This is a genomic window from Micrococcus sp. LASM2_SD2 (genome assembly GCF_057364565.1).
The window spans coordinates 1-2,718 of record NZ_JBNFOB010000280.1 but is presented as its reverse complement, the minus strand read 5'-3'; the positions used below and the strand labels follow the sequence as shown (position 1 = coordinate 2,718).

Genomic DNA, 2,718 nt, shown 5'->3' with positions numbered 1-2,718 from the left:
CGCGGCCTGCGCCGCGCGGGGAGCCTCCGGGTCCGCGAGGTCCGAGGGGACCAGGTACACCTGCTCGCCGGACTGCACCGCCGCCACCACCGCGGCATCGAGCTCCGGCTGGTCCAGGGCGTCCGCCGCGATCCACACGCCCGCGGCCGGCTCGTCGCCCTCGGCGTCGGAGGCATGGTTCCGGTACCCGACGACGGCCACCGCCCGGTCCGCGTCCGTCGCCTCGGCTCCGGAGCCGCGTCCGGCATGGTCGCCGGTCCAGCCGTGGAGGACCGTGGAGAGCCCGATGCCGCGCCGGGTCGCGCCCGCCACCGAGGAGGACAGCGGGTCGACGAACAGCGGTGCCAGGACCGCGCCGTCGAGGTCGCGCTCGGCCGTGCCGTCGCGCCGGAAGGCGGCGGCGGTGTCGTCGCCGCCGAGCCAGGCGATGGTGCCGGCCTCGACGAGCAGTGCCGTGGCATAGGGATCGGTGGGGGAATGGACGATGCCGTGGTGGAACAGGAGAGCGCTCACGGGTCCCAGCCTAGTGCCGCCGGCCCGGATGCGCCCGGGGTTCCTCCCCGCCGGGTGGGAAGGAGTACGCCGTCACGGGGGGCAGCCCCCAGGGCGGCTCCCGGAGACCCACGGGTCAGTCCGCGACGCCCACGGCCGGCAGCGACGCGACCACCGACCCCGCGGGCGACCAGGTCGGCCGCCCGGCGGCAGTCACGGGTGCGGGCCTCGTCCCCCGGGACCTGCGCGAGCTGGCCGAGCATGTCGATCACCTGCCGGGCCCAGCGGACGAAGTCCCCGGCGGCGAGGTCCGAGCCGTGCAGGGTGTCCCGCAGCGACCTGCCGCGCACCCAACGGTGCAGGGGGACCACCAGGCCCGGGTCCGTCTCCGGCGTGGGATCGAGCCGGGCTGCGGTCTCGTCCCGCCGGAGCCGGTCCTGCAGCCGCTCCGTGGCCTCGTGGACCGCCTGCAGCCGGGCGTTCGGCATCACCACGGACCCGGCGAGCGGCTCCGAGCGTCCCTGGAAGACGAGCAGGGCGGCCAGGCAGGCCCAGTCCTCCGGGGTGAGCCGGGAGACGGAGGGGTCCTGGAGGACGAGGGAGGTCAGCAGGTCCCGTTCGCCGTAGATGCGGCGCAGGGCCTGGCCGGGCGCCTCCACTGCCTCGCGCGGGTTCCCGGGGTCGGAGCCCACGTAGCCGTAGTCCTGGAGGAGCCCGACGATGCGGTCGAACGCGGCGGAGAGCGTGTTGGTGCGGCCAGCGATGCGGTCCCGGAGCTTCGTCACGTCTCGGCGCAGCCCCCACCAGCGCTCGGCCCAGCGAGCGTGCTCCTCCCGGTCCGGGCAGGAATGGCAGGGATGGGACTGCAGCCGGCGGCGGAGCTGTTCGACCTGGGGCGACTCCTCCGGCTCCGTGCGGCGGAACCCTGCCCGGTGGCGGCCCCCCGACGGCGGCCTGTGGGTGCGCACCGCCTCTCGCATCTTCGCGGCCACGTCCTTGCGCTGGGACGGGGACTTCACCTGCAGCAGCTGCGGCAGGTCCGCTCCGGCGATCGGCTCGACCGGCTCGGCGAGGTCGTCCACGCCGACGCGGCGCAGCTGGGCCTTGTCCGTGATCACCCCGACGCGCGGGTTCTGCGGGTTCCCGCGGGGAACACCACCACGCATCGGCCCAGCGCGCGGCCGTGGCGCAGGTCGACCACGTCACCGACGGCCAGTTCGGAGAGCGACTCCTTCAGCGCGCCGAGCCGCGCGCGTTTCCGGCCCTGCGACCCAGCCTTCTCGGCTCCGGCGAGCTCCTTGCGCAGCCGCATGTACTCGGACATGTCCCCGCGCTCGCACTGCATGGCGTCCGCGTACTGCTGCAGCGAGGACTCCTTCTCCCGGACCTGACGGGCCAGGCCGACCACGGAGCGGTCCGCCTGGAACTGGGCGAACGAGGACTCGAGGATCCCGCGGGCCCGCCGCACACCCACCTGGGCCAGCAGGTTCACGGACATGTTGTACGTGGGCCGGAAGGCCGACTTCAGCGGGTAGGTGCGCTTGGAGGCCAGGCCGGCGACCGCCGCGGGGTTCAGCCCGGGGCGCCACAGGACGACGGCGTGGCCCTCCACGTCGATGCCGCGGCGGCCGGCTCGTCCGGTGAGCTGGGTGTACTCCCCCGGCGTCACGTCCACGTGGGACTCGCCGTTGAACTTCACCAGCTTCTCCAGCACCACCGACCGCGCCGGCATGTTCACGCCGAGCGCCAGCGTCTCGGTGGCGAAGACCACCTTGAGGGCGCCGGCCGCGAACAGGTCCTCCACTGCCTCCTTGATGGGCGGCAGCAGGCCGGCATGGTGGGCGGCGAAGCCACGGGAGAGCCCGTCCCGCCAGCCCCAGAATCCGAGGACACCGAGGTCCTCGGGGGGAAGCAGACGGGCCACCTCGTCCGTGCGTTCGAGGATCAGGCGCTTCTCGGCCTCGGTGGTGAGGTCCAGGTCCGCGGCCAGGCACTGCTCCACGGCGCCGTCGCAGCCGGCGCGGGAGAAGATGAAGGTGATCGAGGGCAGCAGCCCCTCACGGTCCAGGGTGCGGACCATCTCAGGGCGTGAGGTGCGCAGGCCGTGGTTGCGGTGCTCGCGCGGACCGACGCTGCCCTGGACGCCGCGGTCGGCGTTCCATGCGGAGGAGCGGGATCCTCCGCGGCGCTCGCCGGCGCGGCCGGCGTCCCCGCCGCGTCCACCCT

The 2,718-nt window shown here is 74.5% G+C and carries 2 protein-coding genes and 1 pseudogene; all 3 read right to left on the bottom strand.

Annotated elements, in window-relative coordinates:
- Positions 1-513 (bottom strand): annotated as a pseudogene (locus AC2W7A_RS11400) (hypothetical protein); the annotation flags it as partial.
- Positions 510-1,610, bottom strand: a complete 1,101-nt coding sequence (locus tag AC2W7A_RS11395) for a hypothetical protein (RefSeq protein WP_485991451.1) — start codon at positions 1,608-1,610, stop codon at positions 510-512. The gene AC2W7A_RS11395 and the pseudogene AC2W7A_RS11400, both read right to left, overlap by 4 nt.
- The coding region (locus AC2W7A_RS11390; protein ID WP_485991450.1) for a helicase-related protein at positions 1,607-2,718 on the bottom strand (1,112 nt) is incomplete at its 5' end. The genes AC2W7A_RS11390 and AC2W7A_RS11395, both read right to left, overlap by 4 nt.